The sequence below is a fragment of the Geotalea uraniireducens Rf4 genome (assembly GCF_000016745.1).
Taxonomy (GTDB): Bacteria; Desulfobacterota; Desulfuromonadia; order Geobacterales; family Geobacteraceae; genus Geotalea; species Geotalea uraniireducens.
On record NC_009483.1, the window covers coordinates 723,324 to 743,975 of the forward strand.

Annotated in this window: 22 protein-coding genes; 8 read left to right on the forward strand and 14 right to left on the reverse strand. The window is 56.5% G+C overall.

Annotated elements, in window-relative coordinates:
• Positions 1–107: 107 nt before the first annotated feature.
• Positions 108–1,250: an ATP-binding protein gene (locus GURA_RS03045; protein ID WP_011937536.1), complete on the forward strand. Its 1,143-nt coding sequence runs from the start codon at positions 108–110 to the stop codon at positions 1,248–1,250.
• A 443-nt stretch (positions 1,251–1,693) separates the two neighbouring features.
• Here GURA_RS03045 and GURA_RS03055 read toward each other — a convergent pair whose 3' ends face one another.
• The gene (locus tag GURA_RS03055) at positions 1,694–1,906 is read right to left on the reverse strand and encodes a type II toxin-antitoxin system HicB family antitoxin (protein ID WP_011937537.1); all 213 of its coding nucleotides are present in this window, start codon (positions 1,904–1,906) and stop codon (positions 1,694–1,696) included.
• A 2-nt stretch (positions 1,907–1,908) separates the two neighbouring features.
• Positions 1,909–2,103: a type II toxin-antitoxin system HicA family toxin gene (locus GURA_RS03060; RefSeq protein WP_041245701.1), complete on the reverse strand. Its 195-nt coding sequence runs from the start codon at positions 2,101–2,103 to the stop codon at positions 1,909–1,911.
• A 149-nt stretch (positions 2,104–2,252) separates the two neighbouring features.
• Between GURA_RS03060 and GURA_RS03065 the strand changes: the two genes are divergently transcribed.
• The 5 genes from GURA_RS03065 to GURA_RS03085 all read left to right on the forward strand — a co-directional run bounded on the left by GURA_RS03065 (position 2,253) and on the right by GURA_RS03085 (position 5,316).
• Positions 2,253–2,666, forward strand: coding sequence for a DUF6157 family protein (locus GURA_RS03065; RefSeq protein WP_011937539.1), 414 nt, complete (start codon positions 2,253–2,255; stop codon positions 2,664–2,666).
• Between the two features lie 179 nt (positions 2,667–2,845).
• A complete protein-coding gene (locus tag GURA_RS03070) occupies positions 2,846–3,304 on the forward strand; it encodes an SRPBCC family protein (RefSeq protein WP_011937540.1) in 459 nt (152 codons plus the stop codon).
• 231 nt (positions 3,305–3,535) lie between these two features.
• The gene (locus GURA_RS03075; protein WP_011937541.1) at positions 3,536–3,952 is read left to right on the forward strand and encodes a UPF0158 family protein; all 417 of its coding nucleotides are present in this window, start codon (positions 3,536–3,538) and stop codon (positions 3,950–3,952) included.
• Positions 3,949–4,191, forward strand: a complete 243-nt coding sequence (locus GURA_RS03080; protein ID WP_011937542.1) for a hypothetical protein — start codon at positions 3,949–3,951, stop codon at positions 4,189–4,191. The genes GURA_RS03075 and GURA_RS03080 overlap by 4 nt, the downstream gene beginning before the upstream one ends.
• 45 nt (positions 4,192–4,236) lie before the next feature.
• A complete protein-coding gene (locus tag GURA_RS03085; RefSeq protein WP_011937543.1) occupies positions 4,237–5,316 on the forward strand; it encodes a hypothetical protein in 1,080 nt (359 codons plus the stop codon).
• 229 nt (positions 5,317–5,545) lie between these two features.
• Here GURA_RS03085 and pabB read toward each other — a convergent pair whose 3' ends face one another.
• The gene (gene pabB / locus GURA_RS03090; protein ID WP_011937544.1) at positions 5,546–7,270 is read right to left on the reverse strand and encodes an aminodeoxychorismate synthase component I; all 1,725 of its coding nucleotides are present in this window, start codon (positions 7,268–7,270) and stop codon (positions 5,546–5,548) included.
• Positions 7,271–7,272: 2 nt separating this feature from the next.
• Complete coding sequence (locus GURA_RS03095; protein WP_011937545.1) at positions 7,273–8,130, reverse strand: TIGR02757 family protein; 858 nt, start codon at positions 8,128–8,130, stop codon at positions 7,273–7,275.
• A gap of 94 nt (positions 8,131–8,224) precedes the next feature.
• Between GURA_RS03095 and GURA_RS03100 the strand changes: the two genes are divergently transcribed.
• Entirely contained in the window at positions 8,225–8,596 is a 372-nt protein-coding gene (locus GURA_RS03100; protein WP_011937546.1) for a pyridoxamine 5'-phosphate oxidase family protein, read from the forward strand.
• Positions 8,597–8,706: 110 nt separating this feature from the next.
• Here the strand turns inward: GURA_RS03100 and dtd are convergent, their stop codons facing one another.
• Both dtd and GURA_RS03110 read right to left on the reverse strand, forming a co-directional pair.
• Positions 8,707–9,174: a D-aminoacyl-tRNA deacylase gene (gene dtd, locus GURA_RS03105; RefSeq protein WP_011937547.1), complete on the reverse strand. Its 468-nt coding sequence runs from the start codon at positions 9,172–9,174 to the stop codon at positions 8,707–8,709.
• A complete protein-coding gene (locus tag GURA_RS03110; RefSeq protein ID WP_011937548.1) occupies positions 9,171–9,689 on the reverse strand; it encodes an O-acetyl-ADP-ribose deacetylase in 519 nt (172 codons plus the stop codon). The genes dtd and GURA_RS03110 overlap by 4 nt, the downstream gene beginning before the upstream one ends.
• A gap of 448 nt (positions 9,690–10,137) precedes the next feature.
• Between GURA_RS03110 and GURA_RS03115 the strand changes: the two genes are divergently transcribed.
• Positions 10,138–11,769, forward strand: a complete 1,632-nt coding sequence (locus tag GURA_RS03115) for a methyl-accepting chemotaxis protein (RefSeq protein WP_011937549.1) — start codon at positions 10,138–10,140, stop codon at positions 11,767–11,769.
• A gap of 32 nt (positions 11,770–11,801) precedes the next feature.
• Here the strand turns inward: GURA_RS03115 and GURA_RS03120 are convergent, their stop codons facing one another.
• The 8 genes from GURA_RS03120 to ilvB all read right to left on the reverse strand — a co-directional run bounded on the left by GURA_RS03120 (position 11,802) and on the right by ilvB (position 20,409).
• Positions 11,802–12,143 (reverse strand): HVO_A0114 family putative DNA-binding protein, encoded by a 342-nt coding sequence (locus GURA_RS03120; RefSeq protein WP_011937550.1) that lies wholly within the window; start codon positions 12,141–12,143, stop codon positions 11,802–11,804.
• 1 nt (position 12,144) lies between these two features.
• Positions 12,145–12,462: a toxin-antitoxin system TumE family protein gene (locus GURA_RS03125; RefSeq protein WP_157046114.1), complete on the reverse strand. Its 318-nt coding sequence runs from the start codon at positions 12,460–12,462 to the stop codon at positions 12,145–12,147.
• A gap of 110 nt (positions 12,463–12,572) precedes the next feature.
• Positions 12,573–13,805 (reverse strand): NAD(P)/FAD-dependent oxidoreductase, encoded by a 1,233-nt coding sequence (locus GURA_RS03130; protein WP_011937552.1) that lies wholly within the window; start codon positions 13,803–13,805, stop codon positions 12,573–12,575.
• On the reverse strand, positions 13,805–14,398 hold the full coding sequence (locus GURA_RS03135) for a 4Fe-4S dicluster domain-containing protein (protein ID WP_011937553.1): 594 nt from the start codon (positions 14,396–14,398) through the stop codon (positions 13,805–13,807). The genes GURA_RS03130 and GURA_RS03135 overlap by 1 nt, the downstream gene beginning before the upstream one ends.
• Before the next feature lie 401 nt (positions 14,399–14,799).
• On the reverse strand, positions 14,800–15,672 hold the full coding sequence (locus GURA_RS03140; RefSeq protein ID WP_011937554.1) for an ATP-binding protein: 873 nt from the start codon (positions 15,670–15,672) through the stop codon (positions 14,800–14,802).
• A 14-nt stretch (positions 15,673–15,686) separates the two neighbouring features.
• Positions 15,687–17,612, reverse strand: a complete 1,926-nt coding sequence (gene cooS, locus GURA_RS03145; protein ID WP_011937555.1) for an anaerobic carbon-monoxide dehydrogenase catalytic subunit — start codon at positions 17,610–17,612, stop codon at positions 15,687–15,689.
• 306 nt (positions 17,613–17,918) lie between these two features.
• Positions 17,919–18,623 (reverse strand): LytTR family transcriptional regulator DNA-binding domain-containing protein, encoded by a 705-nt coding sequence (locus GURA_RS03150; RefSeq protein WP_011937556.1) that lies wholly within the window; start codon positions 18,621–18,623, stop codon positions 17,919–17,921.
• Positions 18,624–18,726: 103 nt separating this feature from the next.
• Entirely contained in the window at positions 18,727–20,409 is a 1,683-nt protein-coding gene (gene ilvB / locus GURA_RS03155) for a biosynthetic-type acetolactate synthase large subunit (RefSeq protein ID WP_011937557.1), read from the reverse strand.
• Positions 20,410–20,652 lie beyond the last annotated feature (243 nt).

A 20,652-nucleotide genomic window follows, 5' to 3' on the forward strand; every position in this document is an offset into this window, starting at 1 on the left:
ATGTGTTTGAGAAATTTCCACATCCAGAAGGAGGCCGCGCTGCACGGCGAGAGATTTGTTATGAAAATTGAAATTGACATATTCATTTTTCATGGTATTTTTGCATTATGATTGCTCGAACCCATTCAAAAGTACAGCTTGAAACAGCCCTTTCACGCAGCAGAATCACCCTCCTGATCGGCCCGCGCCAGTGCGGCAAGACTACCCTTGCCCGGCAATTTGTGCCAAGCGACTCCACAAACTATTTCGATCTGGAGGATCCGGTTTCCCTTGCGCGGCTGGAAGAACCGATGACCGCCCTTGCCCCGCTCACCGGCCTAGTGGTGATAGACGAAGTCCAGCGCCGACCGGAGCTATTCCCCGTATTGCGGGTGCTGGCCGACCGCCAGCCGCTGCCTGCGCGTTTCCTGATCCTGGGGAGCGCTGCCCCAGAACTGCTGCGTCAGTCATCCGAATCGCTGGCCGGTCGAATGGAGATTGTCACCATGTCCGGCTTTTCCCTCGCTGAAGTGGGGATCGAGCAGCAATCCCGCCATTGGCTTCGGGGAGGTTTCCCCTGTTCGTACTTGGCAGCGTCGGACAATGACAGCTTTGCTTGGCTCAAGAGCTTTACCCTTACCCTTGTTGAGCGGGATATCCCCCAGCTTGGGATCGGAGTTCCCGCTGCCATGCTAATCCATTTCTGGACCATGCTTGCCCATTGTCACGGGCAGATATGGAACGCCGCGCCTCCGGCACGTTCTCTCGGTGTCACCGAACCGACGGTCAGACGATACCTTGATCTGCTGGAAGGTGTGTTCATGGTGCGCCAGCTTCAGCCGTGGCACGCCAACCTGAAAAAGCGGCAGGTCAAGTCCCCCAAGGTCTATTTCCGCGATACCGGGGTGCTGCACCATCTGCTCGGTATCCGCGGCGAACGGGAATTGCTGAACCATCCGGCCTGCGGCGCATCGTGGGAAGGATATGTCATAGAAGAAGCGATTCGGGTTGTATCCCCTGACGAGGCATATTTCTGGGCCACTCATAACGGCGCGGAGCTTGATCTGCTGCTGGTGAAGAACGGGCTCCGCATCGGTATCGAATGCAAACGCACCGACGCCCCGCGCCTGACCACATCCATGCGAACCTCCCTTACGGACTTGGAACTCGACCGCTTGGTGGTCATTTATCCCGGCATTCGACGTTATTCCCTGACCGAAGGAGTAGACGTGCTGCCTCTGGTTGAGCTTGCCAGCCTGTCTGGGCGATGAAATGTTCTGTTTGGGAAGATCACCGGTTCACGCGCGCATGCGCGTGAACCGGTGAATTACGAGTTGGGAGGGAAAAATGGAGAGAATAGACCTGCAGGATTTCCTTAAGTTTGTGCGGACCCAAGAGGGGCAAGTTCTGCGTACACTGAAACGAGATAAGCCTTTTACAGTGCGCGTTACCAAGACAGGAGTGGAATATACACCTCAATCGACTATGAAAGAGAGGCCACACCAAACCAAGTTTATGGAACGAGTATTGGAAATTCTCAGAGAAAGGTTCCTACAAAACAACAGACTATCAAAAGTTCACCGTCTGTTCCTCTTATACTTTAACTCTCATCGCAGCTTATATTGCTCAGAAAGAGGCGGTTTAGAGTCACTCAGCGCCAGATTTTGGTAATATGGTTGTTATGGCAAAGAATAGCGACAAATTTTAAATATTGCTACGCAACTGCCATGAATTCGGCAAAAGAACTGCTTTCGGGAACGGAAAGATGATCCTCAAGTAGGCCATGAATATGGAATTCTATTGCCTCGTGCATATTTTTTTCGGTTTCTTCTCTTGTCAAACCGGTGGCAATGCATCCGGGCAGATCCGGTGAGTAGGCTGAAAACCCGGTGTCGGTCTTTTCAATAACAACGAGAAAACGATACATGTTTACTCTCCTTTTTCCAATTGCGCCTGTTTTCGTATGCTGTTCAGAGTGCCGGGTGAAACGTCGTCACCGGGATGGCCGGCAATGGTCACTCGCCCAACTTTAGACATATGCTTGTACTGACGATGGCTGCCCCGTGTTGCGACAAGGTACCAGCCATCATCTTCAATCAATTTGATAACGTCCCGAATTTTCATAGGAAGAGAGTAGCATACTCGAATCGGATTTACAAATACTGAGACTACGTTGATGTCGAAAATGAGGAAAATAGTTTCCAACTCGCGCCAGGACCGGGGGCGATAAACCCGCCCCGGTCAGGCTTGGGCGTTAGCGTGGAGGTAAACCCATGAACTATGTGAACACATTCATCGCCGTCGCTGCCGATACCAAGGTCGAAACCGGTATGGTTCCGCCCTCACGGGAAGGCAAGAAGTCCGTGGCGCAGTTGGAATACGAACTTATTGCCGCCAAGCCTTACCAACTCACTCAAGAAGACGTTCAGTTTGCGGTTTATGTCCAGCGCACTGGGCTCAGCAACCAAGAGGTCACGGCAAATCGCTCAGCCTTGTGGGCTGAGTTCTTTTCCAAGTCCATGGCCTGCATGCGCGCTTCACCCTTACCAAAATCTTATGGGTGGGGATTGCACTTCGATGCTGATGGGAAGGTGGCGCTCATTGGAGTAGAAACAGAGAAATACGCTCGACTGGTCAACGATCCGACGTTAGAGCACACCGCTGCGATGCGGAGTAAACGCTCATAAGCGGCATGCGAAAACAGGCGCCTTTAGGAAAGATACAGGAACCTAAAACCCCACTTCTAAAGCGAATTGCCGACGATCGGCAAGCCCGGCCCAAAACCCGCCGGTCAGGCTTATGGGCGTTGGGCGACATAATTGTTAGCGCAAATTCCTCATTAGCTGCTCAATAAAGGAGATTCAATATGGCAACCCTCTATCATCAAGTATGGATCAACGCGCCCGTCTCGAAAATTTACCAAGCACTCGCCACCGCCGAAGGACTCGGCAGGTGGTGGGCTCCGCATACATCCACCGAAACGGATTCCGGTCTTGTGCTGGCACACGGTGCTGGCACAGAGCATGGCGAGGTACGAATGAAGGTGCTGGACACGACCCAAGACAAGCGAGTTGAATGGGAGATCATCAGTACGCATCCTAAACGCAGCCCCGCTTCTGCCTGGACTGGCACACACATCAGTTTTGAGCTAACCGAAAGAGAGAACCCAGGTCATTGGCTGGGAAACAGCGACGAAATACCCCGCATGGCGGTTCTTGAATTTCGCCACTCTGGCTGGGATGAGAACAGTGAATACTTCGGTTTCTGCAACTTCGCATGGGGTGAGACGTTGCTCATGCTCAAGCAATGGTGTGAATCACAATGACAGCACAGCCAACGTTTAGCATCAAGAGAGAAGGAGTGATGCGAACACCCCGTAGGGGTCTTGACACGAGACAATAATAAAGAGCGTGGGTCCAACCAGGCAGAAGCACCGGCCTAAAACCGCCGGTGTTCTCCCACCACGTTCTGAGGACAGCCATCTAAACAGGAGATAGCTAAAGCGACTTTTGCGATACAATATCCAAGTTATGCTAACGACGCGGAGGAGTGATCGATGACCTACTCAAGCATTGAAGACGCTTTTTTATTCGTAAGCAGCGCCGCTCCATTCGAGCATAGCGCGGTTGTTCATCGGATCACGGGCGAGACTTTTTTTGCTTCGGCATATTCAGACGATTTCGATTTTCCGGATGATGTGGACGATAACGACGATTATATTGCAATCCCGCACAGAAATGATCTTGATCTGGGGAAGCATCTGGTAATGGAGTTTGTCCGGAGTCACTGCCCTGAACTGACAAACCGTGTGATTGCTGTATTCTCGCGACGCGGCGCATACGGCAACTATAAGGGACTGCTATCAGAGAAAGATTTGCTGGATAAATGGCATGCTTTTGAAAATGCACGAACCAGAGAAGCGCTGCTTGAATGGTGCGAGGGAAATGGACTGGTCATCGAGACGAATTCATGAAAGATAAAAAGGTAAAGAAGAAACGCAAACGTACTGCTGCGGAAAAGGCTGCAAAAAAACGCAGACAATTGGAATACATGTATGTTTTTATGAACGGCAAGCAGAAACGAGTCAAGCGGCCACTAACCATTGATGGCATGGATTCGGACGAGTTCATAAGGCAAAATGCCGATTCAATATGGTTGCATCAAAACGAGATGTGGGAATATATTGATCTGCCATCAGATGGTCATGATTAACCGAATCAGCAGCGCTTACACCATAATCAGGAGGACACATCTCCAGTGAGTTATTACGGATGGGCACCATATGTGCCGGTGGCCGAGCGTCGGGCAAAGGCGCAGAAGCAGCTTGAAAAAATGAAAAAGAAGGGGCTCAACGTGCAGCCGGTACTTTTGTCCGGCCGCAAGATCGCCGATTCCTTCTGGGGCAAGGGGTGGTGCGACCATATGGAGTCCTTCAGCGATTATGCCAACCGCCTCCCCCGTGGCCGCAGCTATGTCAGAAACGGTTCGGTCTGTCATCTGGAGATCCAGAGCGGCCATATCAAAGCCATTGTCAGCGGATCGTCGCTATACAACGTTTCCATCACCATAACCCCGCTTGTGAAAAAAAAATGGGATGCCGTCAGATCGGCCTGCAGCGGAAGGATCGGGTCGCTGATCGATCTCTTGCGCGGAAGGCTGGACCGTGGGGTCATGGAGGTTGTTTCGGATCGCAGGGAAGGGCTTTTCCCGCTGCCCGGCGAGATGAAATTCGACTGCGACTGTCCGGACTGGGCCGGCATGTGCAAGCATGTGGCGGCAGTGCTCTACGGCGTGGGCGCCCGACTCGACCACTCCCCGGAGATGCTGTTCCAACTGCGCGGGGTGAATCACGAAGAGCTGGTTGATGTCTCCACGGCGGTTACGGATGCGGCCAAAGCCGGAACGTCCCGCCGAAGGATTGCCGCGACCGGTATTGGCGATGTGTTCGGGATTGATATGGCAGAAACAGGGGAAACGGCCTCAGAAACAGCCGCCGTCACCCCGGCAATAAAATCAAAACCGGAGAAGCTGACACCGACTTCCGCCAATAAGCTTGAAATACAATCCCCCCCGCGGCAGCCGCATACAAAAAACGTCCCGGCAAAAACAAAAGGTCACAAAAAGTCGTCCGCTGCGGCCCCTTTTCCCGATCCGCTGACCGGTGACGCCATATATGCCTGGAGATCATCACTCAATGAGACTCAGGCAGTATTTGCGTCCCGCATCGGGATAACCGCCGCCAGCATTTCGCAATGGGAAAAAAAGGGCAAAGCTGCCATCGGCATGCAGCCTCGCACTCTGCTGGAACTGGGCAAGGCCTGGAAGCTGACACGGTAGTTTTTTTTATCCTACCCCACTACAGTGTTGTCCGGTTTGGTTTGTGCATCAAGGTTGTTAAGCCCCATTAGGGGCGTTCGAATGTAGCCGGGGGATTCATCCCACGGATGAGATGCTATATTTCCCCCGGATGACCGGGGAATGAATTCCCAGGCTACCAGTATTCTGTCCCTACGGGACGTACGCAAAAACCAAACCGGACAACGCTGACCCCGCTACGCAATCTTTTTTAATCGCAAAGCTGTACCCGCCGCCACTTTCGTACCGAATTGACCAGGAAAATTTCTTCGGCTGTTTCCAGTTCCTCCCGGCAGATCACCCGCTCCCTGATTTCCCCATTCTCCAGCAGTTCCTCCCGGAACACCCCCGGCAGCAGACCGCAGCAGAGGGGCGGAGTGACGAGCTCTCCGCCAATGCGGGCCACGATGTTGCTGATGGTCCCTTCCGTGACCTCGCCCCGCTCGTTTATGAAGAGGACATCAGCGCAGTCGGGACGCAGCGCCGCTTCTTCGGCGTAGAGGCTCCGGCTGGTGGTCTTGTGGTAGAGAAATGGATCGGCTGAATCTGCCGTCCGTCTCGCGAAGGTGACGGTCAATTCTTTCCCTCCTGACTCCGCCCCGATGGGAGCGGCTTCACAGGCAATTTCCCCGGTCCGGGAAAGGAGCAGCCGCACCTTTTGTTTGCCGATGAGATGGGAGCCGATTTCCTCCAGTGCCTTTTCCGCCCCACCCGCTTCCAGGGTGAAGGCGAAGTAGGCCGCCGAACGCTTTAGCCTTTCCATGTGGCGCTCCAGGAGGAAATATCCCTTCCCCTCATCGAAGAGGAGCGATTCGATGAGGTGGAACTCCCGCGGCTTCTCACGGGCGAATCGCCCCTTGGCGAGGCATTCCGCGTATTCGGCGTCCGCCTGCGAATCGAAGGTGACGCCGCTGCCGATCCCCAGCTCCCCCCGGCCGGTGGCGGCATCGATGACGATGGTCCTGATCGCCACGCTGAACTGTGCTTCGTCACCGGGGGAGACGTAACCGATGCAGCCGGTATAGACGCCGCGGGGGGAATCCTCCAGCTCGGCGATGATCTCCATGGTCCTCTTTTTCGGCGCGCCGGTGACGGAACCGCAGGGGAAGAGGGCCTGGAAAAGCCCGGTCAGGCCGACCCCGTCCTTGAGCCTCGATTGTATGGTTGAGGTCATCTGGTGCACGGTCCCGAGCGTTTCCACGTCGAACAGTGAGTTCACCCGCACGGAGCCGGTCGTGGAAACCATCCCCATGTCGTTTCGCAACAGGTCGACGATCATCAGGTTCTCCGCACGCTCCTTGGGGCTTTCCCTGAGCTTTTGCTTCGCCTCTTCATCCTCCTGCCACCACCGACCGCGACCGGCAGTCCCCTTCATGGGGCGGGTGGTCAAGACCCCTTCCCGCAGGCTGAAAAAGAGCTCCGGTGAGGCGGAGAGGATCTGGAAACGTCCCGTGTCGATATATGCGGAATAAGGTGTGGGTTGGCAACGGCGGAGGTCTGAGTAGAAGGCGGCCGGGTCGCCGGTGAACCGGAAGTGTTGGCGCATGGTGAAGTTCACCTGGTAGGTGTGGCCGCATGCGATGAGCTCCCTGATCGAGGCGACGGCACGGGCGTGCTCCGCGCCGTCGAGCGAGGTCGTCCAGCCGGATGTTTGATAGGCTTCCGCGGGGGGAACCTCAGCAGATGGGTCAAGCGCAGAGCGTTCACTGAAGAGGCCGAACCAGAGAAGCGGGAAACCGGCCGCCGGGCGGGTGGCAAGACCCGTATCGAGCCCGGCCGCAGCCTCGTAGGAAACAAAGCCGGCCGCATGGAGCCCCCGAGCGACCGCCTCTTCCACCCGGTGCAGCGCGGGGAGCACTTCGGCCGGGGACGATGCGGTGATCTCAGCCTGGAGGCCGACAAAGGAGAACGAGTTAAAAAGCACCCGCTTTTTCATGGTCAAGCCGCCCCGACCGAACATATTCCGGCGATGGGGCATTTCAGGCACCTAAGGCGGTCCTTGCCATCGCACCCTTCGGAGATGCCCAGGTGGCAGAGGCTGAAATCGTACTTCACCGGATCGAGCGGGTCGAGTTTTCTTAAGGATGCGGTGATTTCCCGCGCCATCCGCCAGTCGGCCTGCCTGCGACCGGTGAGGCCGAGAAAGCGGCTGATCCGCTGGATGTGGGCATCTACCGGGATGACCAGCTTGGCGGGAGAGACGTTCCTCCACAAACCCAGGTCGATGCCGTCCGCCGGGCGGACCATCCAGCGCAGGTACATGCAGAGTCGCTTGCAGGCGCTCCCCGAAGCAGGGGAGGGGAAGAAAAAGGGGAAATAGGAGTCTCCGGGGATGGTCCTGCAGCCGAACACCGGCGAGTAATCCATGGCCAGGATGGCGGCGGTGAATTCGATGAGGGATGGGGTGATGTCGTCGGCAGCTGCGTCGTAGCAGCCGAGGAAATAGTCGCCGATGGAGTCGGCCTCCTCAAGCATGGACCGGCAGGCCAGGAGCAGTGCGCAGAGATCGCGGCCGTCGTTGAAGCGATGCTTGAAGCCGGCGAAAAGTTCGAGGCCGCGCGCCGGCTCGAACTCTTCGACAAACGCCCGCGGCGACGAACCGATCCTGCCGAAGATGATTTCCAGATTTTTGAGGATGATTTTCACATTGCCGTAGGCAAATGCGGCGGCGATAAAGCCGGCAATTTCCTGGTCTTCCGACCGTTGGTAGCGGTGGCAGAAGGAGAGGGGGTCGTTCGCCAGATGAACGCTTGAGCGTGCCGCGTAGAGCTTTTCGAGAATGGGTTTCAACTGCATGGTACTTTCCCTGTTGTGCCGTCGATGGACAAAATTGTTGAGCGTGATAGATTATCATAGAGAATTAACCGCTGGAAGCAAAAAGGGGGGACCCATGAAGCTTGCTGAACTGTTTCCTGAGGAGGGACGGGGTGTCATCGCCACTGCCGATGCCGCCGGTCTCGTCAATATGGCCGCCTACGCCATCCCCCACGTCATTGATGAGGAGACCCTTGCCTGGGGGATGACCAAGGGGCGCACCTACAGCAACCTGCTGGCAAATCCCCACGCGTCGTATCTGTACATGGCTCCGTCGCGGGGGTACAACGGCTGGCGCCTGACACTGGAGCTGAAGGAAATTCACGACGATGGCGAGCTGCTGGAGCAGATCAAGGCGAACACGGCCAAGGTCGTATCGGCTCAGGCAGGAACGGCGGTGAGGCATGTGGTGTATTTCAAGGTCGTTGAGATCCGGCCGCTTATCTGAGGAACGAGGAACGAGGATAAAGGATCGAGGATCGAGGATCGAGGATCGAGGATCGAGGATCGAGGATCGAGGATCGAGGATCGAGGATCGAGGATCGAGGAGGGTTTGTCCTAGGACCTCGTTCCTCGTTCCTTGTTTTTTGGGGTCTCCAGAATAAAGGTGACCGGCCCGTCGTTAACCAGGGAAACCTTCATGTCGGCCTGAAAGATGCCGGTCTGCACCGGGATTCCCAATTCCCATGTTTTGCCGACGAAATACTCGTAGAGTTGGATCGCCTCCTCCGGCGGGGCGGCGGTATCGAAGGACGGCCGGCGCCCCTTGCTGCAGTTTCCCGCCAGGGTGAACTGGGAGACAGCGAGGAGTTCGCCCTTGATGTCCAAAAGCGACAGGTTCATCTTGCCGGCCGCATCTTCGAAGATGCGGAGATTGACGATCTTCTCCGCCAGCCAGTCGGCTTCTTTCGTCGAATCGCCCTTTTCCACGCCGAGCAGGACGAGAATCCCCCGCTCAACAGCACCGACGGTCCTGCCGTCAACCTTCACCCCTGCTTCGCTTACCCGCTGAATAACCGCTTTCATCCGAAAATCTTCCCGTAAGTTGCCTGGTAGATGGCCAGCGCTCCAGGACTGAAGGGGACGAAGATCACCCGTTCCAGTTCGGGGAATTTTTCGAGGGCAGCCTTTGCTTCAACCATGGCGATCTCGCATGCCTGGTCCATGGGGTAGCCGTAGACCCCTGCACTGATAGCGGGGAAGGCGATGGATTTCAGCTTGCTCGCGTGGGCCACTTCAAAGCAGCGGCGGTAGGCTTTCCGCAGAAGTTCCGGCTCGCCTTTGCTGCCGCCGTGCCAGACCGGGCCGACCGTATGTATGACGTGCTTTGCCGGGAGTTTGTATCCCTTGGTGATCTTGGCGTCGCCGGTTTCGCAACCGCCGAGGGTGGAGCATTCGGCGACCAGGTCGGGCCCGGCAGCCCGATGGATGGCGCCGTCCACCCCGCCGCCGCCGAGCAGGGTGTTGTTGGCGGCGTTGACGATGGCGTCGACCGCCAGCCTGGTGATGTCTCCCTGGATGATCTCGATTTTTCCTTTCATACACGCCTCCTTTTCGTTGTGGAGAAGTAATGGTGCTACCCCGAAGTCGCTTTCTCCGGCTACCCCTGACTGCCGGATTTATCGTAGACAGTTTACCACCTTTCACCGTGTATAACCGTAATTGCCGGCAGCTTCAACAATTTTTTCGTCCCGCCCCCGATTGTCGGCTTTCCGGTTGTGGCAAAGAGCTTTTTCCCAGGATATCTCCGCTTATTGTGGATCTCCTGGATATCCTCATGCCCCCTGAATCACATTTCTTTTCATCGCTCAAACATTTTTCTAAAGTTTTTTTGTATACATGCGAAGTAGGTAATACCTTGCAAGCAGAAAGGGCACAAGATTAATTGCGGCCGGTGAAAAAACTGAAACATGAAACCGCTATGGAACGTTGTTAATTTGTTGGCTGACTTTCCCAAAATCGACTGGATAAATTGAGGAGGAGTTACGTATGTTTTTCACAAACTTGAAAATCGGGATCAAACTGGGGTTGGCGTTCGGGTTCCTGTTGCTGATGATCGTCATGATGATCTGTTTCGGCCTCAGCAGTACGCAGAAAGTGAATGAATCGGTGAGAGAGATAGCCAAAGGCAACTACGTAAAAACCCTGTATGCCTTTCAGGCGTCAACAGCGCTTGATGATCTTGCCGGATCCATTCGCATGCTTGTTCTGCTGAAAGACGAGAACAGCATCAGCAGGGAAAAACAGAAGCTGGAAGAGGCCAGGTCGCGCTATAAAGAAGCCATGACGAAGCTGGAGGAAATCGAAAAAACGGAAAAGGGGATGAAGCTGATCGAAACAGCTAAAAGTTTCATAGTTCCCGCTGCGCAGGTTAACAACAAAGTAATGGAACTGGCTCTTGCCCATAAACAGGACGAAGCAATAGCCCTGTTGATGAACGAGGCTGTGCCGCTTACGCAAAAGGTGAAGGACGCGTTCGATGAGCAGGTAAAGTATCAGCAGGAGAATGTGGATGCAGCCTACAAGAAATCTGTGGCAATTTACGGCCGGGCAAAATCAGTCCAGCTCATTGCCGGGGCTGTTTCGATAATTCTCGGCCTGCTGGCGGCCGGCTTCCTGATCCATAACTTTGTCACCAGGATCAACCGCGTGGCAAATGCCATGAGCCGGGTTGCCGATGGTGATTTGTCGACACATCTGAAAATCTATGCCACCGATGAAATCGGCGACCTGGGAAGAAGCATCAACCGGATGCTGACGTCAATTGCCGGCATGATCACTTCCATAAAAAACACGGCGACCCAGGTAGCATCTGCTGCCGGCGTGTTGTACTCAAATTCCGAACAGATCGCCACCGGTGCGGAAGAGGTGGCGGCCCAGGCCGGCACTGTCGCCACAGCCAGTGAGGAGATGGCGGCCACGTCTTCGGAAATAGCCCAGAATTGCAATCTGGCGGCGGACAGTTCCAGGCACGCCAGCAGGTTGGCTACGGAGGGGGTTTCCGTAGTTCATGAAACGGTTGCCGGAATGAACCGTATCGCCGAAAGGGTGAAGGAATCCGCCGCGACGGTAGAGAGCCTCGGTTCCCGTTCCGACCAGATAGGGGAAATTGTAGGAACGATTGAGGATATTGCCGACCAGACCAACCTGCTGGCCTTGAATGCAGCCATCGAAGCCGCCAGGGCCGGTGAGCAGGGACGCGGGTTTGCCGTCGTAGCCGATGAAGTGCGCGCCCTTGCGGAACGGACGACCAAAGCGACGAAAGAGATCGGCCAGATGATAAAGGCCATCCAGACAGAGACAAAAGGCGCTGTTACATCCATGGAGGAAGGGGTAAACGAGGTTGAGCTGGGGACAAAGGATGCGGCCAAGTCTGGCAGTGCTCTGGAACATATCCTCAACCAGATAAACGAGGTGACCATGCAGATCAACCAGATAGCTACCGCAGCCGAACAGCAGACTGCAACAACTACGGAAATAACGCATAATATCCAGCAGATTACCGAGGTGGTGCAGGCAAGCACCAGCGGTTCGCATGCGTCGGCTTACTCCGCCAGCGAGCTTACCGCCCATGCCGAAGAACTCCAGCGTCTTGTCGGACAGTTCACCCTCGCCGCGTGAGATTCGGGCGAAGCAAAAAGGGGAATTGCCGCTCAAGCCGCTTTCAGCATAAAATCCACATGTACGGCGTCAAACGGAAAGACGATCAGGCCTTTGTCGGTTTTCTGTAGTATTCCGGCCTTCAGAAGCGCTTGCACGTCGCCATGTACCGCCTTTACATCCCTGTTCATTCGACGGGCCGCCTCACGAATCGTCATTGGTCCTGCACCCGTCATGACCTTGAGCAGATCCCAACGCTTGCCGGAAATCACCTTGAAAAGAAGTTCAGGTGAGTCGAAGCTGATAAACGCACCTTGTGGTTCTCCTTCGAACGCACGCAGGAACCGACGGTTGATTTTTTCGCGGGAAGATACTTCCAATGTTACGGTACGCATATCAGGGCCTCCAATTGTCCACATTTTGCCAGAAATCGTAGAGCAGTGCTTGGGGTGTGGTGAAAAAGTAAGGGATTTCTTCTTCGCCTTTATGCCTGTGATCGCCCTTGCCGGCCTCATTATCATAGCGCAGTACACAACGACCATTGACAATGAGCGCGAGGCGATACTTGAAATCGTGGTGACTTCCGGAAAGAGGCAAAGGCAGCCGCCACACCACAATTTCCACAAAAGAAATTTCGGAGAGGCTGTGCCGTTCGTTAAGCATAAGTTTGGCGCTCATGTTGGAAAGAATAACAACACCCTCCGGTGTTGTCAAGAATTACAACATTGGGCGAGTGATAACGCTTCTTTAGCCCCGTGAAAGAAGTCTATATCAAAACACCGGCGTCAGCGATCACTCGTAACGTTTATTTACGGACAAGCTCTTCAGTTTCGATTTGGGTCCGCGATGCCGAGCATTCCGCGATAATAGCTGTCGTGGCGGGGTTCCGAAAGGATCGTCCCGATGCTCTTGTCGACCCGTTTGCGTGAAAGGTAGAGGTGGTAGATGAAGCCCGAGATGCGGGTGTCGCCGATGATGATGTAGCCGTTGATCATCCCGTCCTTCATATAAACCCTTCTCCAGATGTCCCCCTGCTGCCGGGTGATCGCCTCCCCCTCGAAGCGCCCTGCCGAGACGATCGGAAAATCGATATGCTTTTTCAGCACGTTTGTGTTGACGGACCCGCCGAAAGAGCCGTCGCCATGGACCAGATGGCGTGCGGCGATGCGTGCCTGTTGCATGGCGTTCGGATAGGTGGCGAAGAATCCCTGCTCGCCGGTCACGGCATGCCTGGTTACGGCAACGTCGCCTGCCGTGTAGATGTCCGGATCGGCGAGCATCTGCTCGTTGCTCGGCACCCCCTTGTCGTTGCCGCACAGCGCCTCCGAATTGGGGGATACCCCGATGGAGACGATCAAGAGCGATGTTTCCATCCGCTCGCCGTTTGAAAACTCGACTGCCGCGAGTTGGCCGTTTGCCAAGACGATCTCGCTGACCGTGGTCTTCAGGCGGATATCGATGCCGGTTTTTGCTGCCAGCTTGCGGGTTGCGAACTGTCCACCATCTTCGTCGGTCATCTGGGACAGCAGGCGGGTGTTTCGGTGGACCAGGGTTATCTCAAGTCCACGGTGCCAGAGGGCCAGGGCTGCATCAACACCGATGAAGCCGCCGCCGAAGACTACCGCCTTCTTTATGTTCCGCTCACTGATGTAGCGGTCGATGGCCATCATGTCGGTCAGGGTCTTGAAGCCGAATACGCCCATGGTTTCCAGCCATTCGGGGCGCGGATACCAGCTTCGTGTGCCGGTGGCAAAGAAGAGTCGGTCGTATGTCACGTTACGCCCGGAGGCGCTTCTTACCAACCGTCGCTCGGTATCCACCTCGACCACAGGGTCGGAAAGATATGGAGTCACCCGGTAACGGTCGTAAAAATCTTTCCCTTTCCAGTAAACGGTCTTCAAAGGCTCGCCGGCCAGATAAAAAGGGATCACGCAGGGGGAGTAAGGGGCGAAACCTTCGTCGCTGCACATGACGATCTCACCGCCGAACCCCTCCAAACGGAGGCGTTGCACGAATTCCGCTGCTGCCATACCGGTTCCGACTGTTACGACCTTCATTACTCACCACCCCGACGCCGTGCGAACTCTTTCCGGCGCAGCTCCCTGAACAGTTCGATATGCGGAGGCATCCCTTCTGCCCCGAGCAGATAAGTCCGGAGGCTTTTGGCTGCGTGCTTGCCTCTCATCGAGTCATGCTCGGCATAAACCAGCGCCCCCGAATGGCAGGCCTCCACGCAGGCCGGTTTCTTTCCCTCCTTTATCCGCTCGTTGCAGAGGTCGCATTTATAGGCTACGTCGCGATTGTACTGCGAGCGGTGCGTAACCTTGAACGAAATGGCGTCGAAGGGGCAGACCATGGCGCACATCGCGCACGCCTTGCAAAGTGAGGCGTCAAGGAGTACCGCGCCACTTTCCTGATCGCGGCTGATTGCTCCTGACGGGCAGGCGTTAAGGCAGTCCGCCGGGTCGCAGTGGCGGCAGGAGAGAGGAAATGCCTCGTGGTCGATGCCCAACACCCGAACGTTCACCTGGGTTTTGTGGTCGCACAGGGTGGCCAACAGGCTGTGGCCGGGGTGATGTTCCACTGCGCAAGCGGTTTCACAGGCCTTGCAGGCCAGGCACTTCTTGTAATCGACAAATATCCGTTTCATGGCGGATCTCCCTGGTCCCGATAAACGGGATAAGTACGTTAACTTACTAATCCTATAAACGACAGTTGAGCCGCAAAGGACCCAAAGGGCCTAAAACGCCAAGAACGCTAAGAAAATCAGTACGATGGGACAAAAAACCTTCTAATCCAAATGATGTTCGTAGAATGCTTGTTAACTCACTGATTTCTTTGCGAACTTTGCGTCTTTGCGGTAATGAACTGCTTTTTCTAGGAGCCCGTCGGACTTAGGGAATCGTAACGAGAGAATGGCAAATCGAGGACAGATTTTCGGAAATTTGAGAGCTAATAGTGGACCTATTCGTCGAAAATTTCCGGGAATATGGACCGATTTTCCGTTCTCGCAGTAGATTCATTCCTAAGTCCGACAGGCTCCTAGGCTAATTAATGAGCGTGATGATGTGTTGTTGCGCTGGCCGAACAGCTGCACGGCGGAGCATTCAGCAGCGAGGCCAATGATGTGACCGCTGCTGCGTATCTACTCTCCCGGTCCTCCATGATCCTGGTAACATCCGGATCGAGGGCTTCAAGCGCGGGCTCGGCAGGGAGTTCGACGATGGCGTCGAATGTCTCCTCAAGGCGGCATCCATTCTCCTTCTGGAACCGCTCAAGTTTGGCGCTTCCCCCGGGGGCGATCCGGTTCACCACCAGATAGACAAGCGGAATACCGGTCTGTCGGGCCAAAGCCGCGGAATGGCAGGCCACGGTCAGGGCGTTGAAGGTATTGTCGGCAACCACCAGGCACTGCCCGAACCCCTTGGACAAGGCCCGTCCGAAATGCTCCATGCCTGCCTGGGTATCGAGAAGGATTGCATCGTTGCGACGGAGCGCCAGGTGGCGGATCGTCGCGTCCAGCAGCACGTTCTCGGCGCAGAGGCAGCCGCCGCCTGCCTGCTTTACGGTCCCCATCACCAGCAGGTTGAGGTTGTCGCGGATTTTTAGGCCGAATCGTTCCACAACGTCCTCGACGTCCGGGTTCAGCTTGAACATCGCCCCCCAGCCGCTCCGACCGGGGCGGATACCGGTCTTTTCCTCGATGTAGTCGGCATGGAGGTTCAGCGGCACGATCCGGGATGCCGCCTCATGGTCGAGCCCAAGCGCATTGGGCAGGTTCATCTGCGGGTCTTCGTCCACGGCCAGGACGTTGATGCCGTTGGCGGCGAGCACCGTTGCCAGGCAGGAGGTGAGGGTGGTTTTTCCCACCCCGCCCTTGCCGGTGATCACTACGCGCAGTCCTTCGGGTTGTGGTTGGCACATATCGATTCCCTTTGTCAAATTCCGAGCGCGCTGCGCCGCTGCATAACGATCCGCTCCATCTGGTCGGCGGCGGCGACCGGGTCTTCTTCGACGAAGAACCAGCCACCCAGCAGATCTTTCGCATCCTGGGTAAGAATCTTCGTGACTGCCGGTCCGCCGAGGATGGGGGGGAGCGGCCAAAGATGGACCGGGATGCCGGAGCCGACAAAGTAGGCGCCGATGGCGACCGCCTTTTCAGTAGTCCACTCCGGCGCAGAGCCGACCAGCGGCAGGTCGGAGATGTCGACCTTGAGATGGTCGGCAATGGCCCCGGCCAGGTTGAGCATCCGCGAGCAGTCCACGCACGATCCCATGTGGAGGACCGGCGGAATCCCAAGTTGTTTGCAGACCGCCTTCAGTCCCGGTCCGGCCAGTTTCTGAGCCGAAAGGTCCATCAGACCGGCCTTGGCGGCGGCAACTGCCCAGCAGCCGGTGCCGATCACCAGGATGTCGCGCTTCAGGAGTTCCGTGGTGAGAACGCGGTGGAAATGGTCCTGCTGCACCTTTACGTTGTTGCAGCCGACAATGCCGGCCACCCCCTTGATGGTGCCGCTGACGATCAGGTCGATGAGCGGCTGGAGGGTGCCGCCCAGTGCCTTCAGAATCTCTTCGACAGTGAAGCCTACCACTGCGGTTGCCGTATGCTTCGGGATATAAACCCGCCCCTTGTTCCGGTTGGGGAAAGCGTCGATGGCGGTCTTGATGATCCGGCTGGCAATCACGTCCGCATGATGCTCGTCGAACTGGATGTGAAGCGCGCCGGGGATCTTGGCCTGTTCGCTGGTGGTGATGAATTTTGTATGGAAGCAGGAGGCGAGATCGGCGAGCGCGGGAAAGATGCACTGCACGTCCACGACCATGGCATCCACCGCTCCGGTCATGATTGCCAGCTCACTGTGTGATTCGTTTCCCGCCATGCCTACACCCTGTCGAAGCAATACCTCGTTCCCCGTGCAGCACAGCCCGACCACGTTGACCCGTTTTGCACCAACGGCTTCCGCTGCCTGGCGATTCTCGGCTGAGAGAGCCATCTCTGCAACCTTGGCCGACAGGATCGGTTCATGGCCATGAACCACAACGTTGACGCTCTCTTCTTCCAACACACCCAGGTTTGCCTTGACCGATTTTATGGTGGGGGTTCCGAGGAGGATATCCTGCAGCTCGGTGGCGATCAATGAGCCTCCCCAGCCGTCGGAGAGGGAGCAGCGGATTGACTGGGCCACCAGCGAGAGCGGGTCGTGGTCGCAGCCGAAATGGGTGCGGTGCAGGATATCAACAGCCTCGCGGTCGATACCACGCGGCAGGAAGCCGGTTTTCGCACCGGTTGACTCGTACAGCGCCCTCTCCAGTTCCTTCAGTCGTTCAAAGCGCTTTACGGGCATGTACTTTTGCAGGAATACGAGCGGCTCTTCTTCCTGGTTGCCGAAGCAGTCGATGGCGACTTTTGCGACATCCGCGGCGATTTCCATCTGTTGGCGTCCGGCAGTCGGGATGCCGAGGCGGGCGGCAACGGCCATCAGCTTATCGGGATCGGTGATATGGTAATCGGTGTTGGTTCCGTTTGCCACGGCCCTGAGCAGCAGCGCCACTTTACGGCCATGATCCGAGTGGGAGGAAGAGCCTACCGCCGCCATGCGCGCCAGGTTACGGGCCACGATGGTATCGGCGGTTGCTCCGCAGACGCCGTGGGTCGGCCCTTCGCCGAACGGGTCGATGCGACAGGGCCCCATGGAGCAGATACGGCAGCAGGTTCCGAGTTGGCCATAACTGCATTGAGGCTGCTGCTTCTCATACCGTTCCCAGACGTTGGAGTACCCTTCACGGTCTGCGATCCGCAACATCTCCACCGCTGCCGGGTCCACGCTCCTGTGGTCATCTTTTATTGCTTTCACCTCGTCCATAAATCCCTCCCCACGGTTATCTTCTAGGAGTCTGTCGGACTTATGGAATCGTAGCGAGAGGATGGAAAATCGAGGACAGATTTCCGGAAATTTGAGAGCGAATAGTGGACCTATTCGTCGAAAATTTACGGAGATATGGACCGATTTGCCATTCTCGCAGTAGATTCATTCCTAAGTCCGACAGACTCCTGGGGTCAGGTTAAACGATGAGGGGAATGCTATACAATACTCTGCTTGTGGGAGGGGGGCAGGGACTTGTAAAAGGTGGGATTTTTCAGGTAAAGGGACAGGCGGTTGAAAAAGAGACTACTTCAACCCGACAGCGACCAGAAACTCCTGCATCTTGTCCCGGCTGATCGGGAGGCGTACCTCGCTCCCGGCGATCTCGACCGAACATTCGGACGGATCGCGCAGGACCTTGCGCACCTTGGCGATATTGACCAGGTAACTCCGATGGATGCGGTGGAACATCTCCTGGGAGAGGCGCTTTTCCACTGCGCCGAGGGAGAGGTCGCAGTGATACTCGCCGGATTCGGTCCGGACCGTGGTGTAAATATTGTCCGCCTTGAAATAGACGATCTCTTCCGGCTTGAGGAGGTGAATTTCTCCGCGGGAGGTGACCGGAACCCGCGTCAGCTTCCGCTCGTCCGCGATATACGGCGTGATATCGTAAAAAAGCGCGCTGATCTTCTCGTCGGCCATCTCCCTATCAACCAGCGGGATCAGCTTGATGAGAAGATAGCGGTCCTGGCCGTCGTTGCGGATGATTTTGAGGGAGAGGGGGATCTGCCGTTTCGCATCTTTGGCGAGGCGGAGCATTTCGCCGACCCTGCTGCGGGTTTCCTCTCTGTGAAAACCCGGGATGTCCCCCTGGAACAGCTGTTCCAGGGGGACACCGCTGAAGAGAAGCATGAACATACGGTTGATGTGGGATACGCTCATATCCGGGTTCAGGATGACGATCCCCGGTTCGATATGCTCGATTATGTTGAGAAGGGTGCTTCTCCCCATTCATCCTCCCTTTCGCGGATTTGCCGGGGACATTGTATTTGTCCTGATTCCGCATGTAAAGTGGATTGTTTTAGCTCAGGGGAAATTGGACTCAATCTCTTGATCATCCCTGCCAATCTTCCGGTGCGAAGATCATCTCAACCGAACTTTTTCCCGGCGGAACCATGGGGAAAGAGTAGCAGTCCGGGTCGATCTCCACGTCGACCACCACCGGGCCGGCAATGGCCATGGCCCGTCTGAGTGCCGGCGCCAGCTCCTCCTTGCGGCTTACCCTGAGTGCTTCCACACCGAACCCCCTGGCCACCATGCAGAAATCCACATGTTTTCCCAGGTCGGTCGCCGCATAACGCTGCTTCAGGAAGATATTCTGAAACTGCCGAACCATGCCGAGTTTGCCGTTGTTGAGAACGATGGTCTTTACCGGGATGTTGTAGTAGGCGCAGGTCGCCAGCTCCTGAATGTTCATCTGGAACGCGCCGTCGCCGGTGATGGCGATGACCGTCTCCCCCGGATTGCCGAGGACCGCCCCCATGGCAGCGGGAAGGGCGTACCCCATGGTGCCGAGCCCGCCACTCGTTATGAAACGACGGGGAGCGGAGAAGCCGAGGTAATTGGCGGTCCACATCTGGGAGAGCCCCACGTCCGAGGCGACAATGGGTGTTGGCCCGCACGCCTCTCCCAGAGCCGCCATGATCTCGTGAGGAACAAGGTGCTCCCGCTTTGGCCGGGGGAGCGGCGCCTCCTGCTCCCAGGCAGCTATCCGGGCCTGCCAGGCGCTCCTGTCCCGCACCTCCAGCAAGCCGGCCAAAAGCGCCATTGCTTCCTTTGCATCTCCCACAATGGGTAGCGCCCTGTTGGTCACCTTGCGGATGGATGACGGGTCGATGTCGATATGGATGATGTCGGCCCGGGGAGCGAAACCGTCGAGCCGCCCCGTTACCCGGTCATCGAATCGGGCGCCGATCGCCACGAGGCAATCGCAGTCGTGCACGGCCCGGTTCGCGTGCCAGGCGCCGTACATCCCGAGCATCCCGATGGAGAGGGGCGAAGCCGGGTCCATGACGCCGATAGCCATGAGGGTGTGGGTGACCGGGATGCCCCCTTTTGCCGCGAGGGCGCGCAGTTCGGCAGACGCCCCGGCCAGGGTGATGCCGCCACCGGCGTAGATGAGGGGACGTTTCGCCCGGTTGATGATCTCCGCCGCTTTTTTCAACTGCTTGTCGTTCACGGATACCCTGCTCCGGTAGCCGCGCCGCGCAACCGTCTCCGGGATGACCGGAACGGTTTTCGCCGCCAGTACGTTGCTCGGGAGGTCTATGAGAATCGGCCCGGGGCGCAGGGTACGGGCTACGGAGAATGCCTCGTGAACGATCCCGGCGAGCTCTTTTACATCGGTAACCAGATAATTATGTTTGGTGATTGGTCTGGTGATCCCGATCATGTCGGCCTCCTGGAATGCGTCGCTCCCGATGTCGGTGGTTGCGACCTGGCAGGTGAGAGCCACCAGCGGAATCGAGTCCATGTGGGCCGTGGCGATGCCGGTCACGAGGTTCGTCGCGCCGGGGCCGGAGGTGGTGAGGCAGACCCCGACCTTGCCGGTAGTCCGGGCATAGCCGTCTGCGGCATGGGCCGCCCCCTGTTCATGGCGGACAAGGATGTGGCGCAGATCGGGGTCGTCGTAGAGGGCGTCATGGACCAGCAGGGTCTTGGCTCCGGGATAGCCGAAGATGGTGTCCACCCCCTCGCGTTTGAGGCATTCCAGCAGAATCTGTGCTCCTGTCTTCATACAGTAGTCTCCTTTCGCGTGCAGAATAAAAAAGGCCGCAGGGTGTATCCCCCGCGGCTTCCTTTTTTCTGCCCGTCCGGCAAAAAGAAAGGAGCGCGGGGCTAAGCCCGCGCTCCTTCTGATCCGTTATCTGGTCACAGGTAGCAGCGAGCCGTCACGTGGTGACGACTACGACTACCAGTACTAGAGATATTGTTGAAAAAGATGTGAACATGATCGTGTCTCCTGTTAAGGAACCATAGC